This is a genomic window from Synechococcus sp. BA-120 BA3 (assembly GCF_034931285.1).
Lineage (GTDB): Bacteria > Cyanobacteriota > Cyanobacteriia > PCC-6307 > Cyanobiaceae > Cyanobium.
Genome location: NZ_JAYGHZ010000169.1, coordinates 1 through 1488 on the forward strand (window position 1 = coordinate 1; position 1488 = coordinate 1488).

A 1488-nucleotide genomic window follows, 5' to 3' on the forward strand; every position below is an offset into this window, starting at 1 on the left:
CCGGAGGGCCAGTTGGAGCCCTGGGGCACCCAGCGCAGCTGCTCGAAGGCGCGGCCGGAGCGGTCCACCAGCCGGTGGGCCTGGGCCTCCCGGGCCTCCGCCGAGGCGCGGGTGCCGTGGTCCTCGCCCGGGTGCTGCACCGCCAGGAACAGGGTGGATTCACTGGTATCGAAACAGGGGCCGGTGAGTTCGCACTCCATCGGACCGGTGGCGAAGCAGAAGGCCTCGCCGGCGTGGGGGCCACGGCTGGGCAGCACCCAGCAGCTGTTGTTGCCGAACAGATCGAGATCGGCCGATCTTGTCGAGCGGTCGGTCACCATCCAGAGGGTCCCCTGCCGGTCGACGGCGAGGTTGTCGGGATTGGCGAAGCCCATCCCCCCCTGCCAGGGGGCCCCGCCGGTGGCCACCAGCCGCCAGCGGAAGGCGCCGCCCCGGGCCGGACCGTCGTCGGCCAGGCCCATGACCCAGCCGTAGGGCCAGCTGGCCTGTCCCTTGGGCCCGCGGAAGATGGCCGGGTCGGCCCGGCCGTCGCCGCTGCCGCCACCGGCGGTGAAGGCGATCAGCAGCTCGCCGCTGATGGGATCGATCACCGTGTCTTCGGGCCGGGCCGCGGGGGTGGCGCCGATGGCGCAGGCGGCCAGGTGGGCGTCGATCAGGATCGCCCCCATCCGCTCCTCCCCCTCGCCCGGGTAGAGGTCGGCCAGGGTGCGGAACCGGCGCCGGTAGGCCGCCACCGCAGCGTCACTGGTGAAGGCTTCGGCCCCCGGCCGGAGGCGGTCGCTGTGGGGTAGCAGCACCGCCTGCTCCACGCCGTGGCGGGCGAAGTGGCCGGGGTCCAGCGGTGCCACCGGGGTGGTGGGCTCAAGGGGCAGCCAGCGGCCCCGGCCCTCGCCGCCCTCCGGACCGGGCGGATCGAAGCGGGCCACCTCGAGCCGACCGGCTGCGAACAGCTCCGCATTGGCCGGGTCGGCCGGATCGCGGATCGGCGCGTCGCTGACGAAGCGGTAGAGGTGGCCGCCATGGCGGTCGCAGCCGGAATACACCACCAGGGGCTGGCCGGCCACAGCCCGCACCGCCACCGCCTCGTGGCGGAAGCGGCCCAGCCAGCTGTGCTTCACGGCGGGGCGTTCGGGCCGGCGCGGGTCGAGCTCCACCATCCAGCCGTACTTGTTGCCCGCCAGGCCGAAGGGGTTGCCGAGCCCGTCGAGGCGCTGGCCGTCGTAGGCGAAGGGGCGGGCGGCGGGGGAGACGGAGGAGCCGTCGGCGTGGACGGCCTCAGGCACCTGGCTCTGAAAGTTCTCCTCGGCGCTCAGCACCGTGCCCCAGGGGGTCTCACCGCCGGCGCAGTTGGCGAAGCTGCCGATGATCGCGTCTCCGAGTCCGTCGTCGTAGCCGAGTCGCTCTCGGCGACGGAACACGGCCGCCGCCGGCCCGGAGGTGCGCAGGCGCCGGTCGGGGTCGCGCCAGCCGCTCAGGCCGGTGATGCGG

1 protein-coding gene is annotated in these 1488 nt (G+C 74.5%); it reads right to left on the bottom strand.

Features of this window, described 5'->3' with window-relative positions:
* Nucleotides 1–1488, bottom strand: a 1488-nt coding sequence (locus VB737_RS06965) for a PhoX family protein (RefSeq protein ID WP_500312197.1), incomplete at both ends; no start/stop codon positions are given.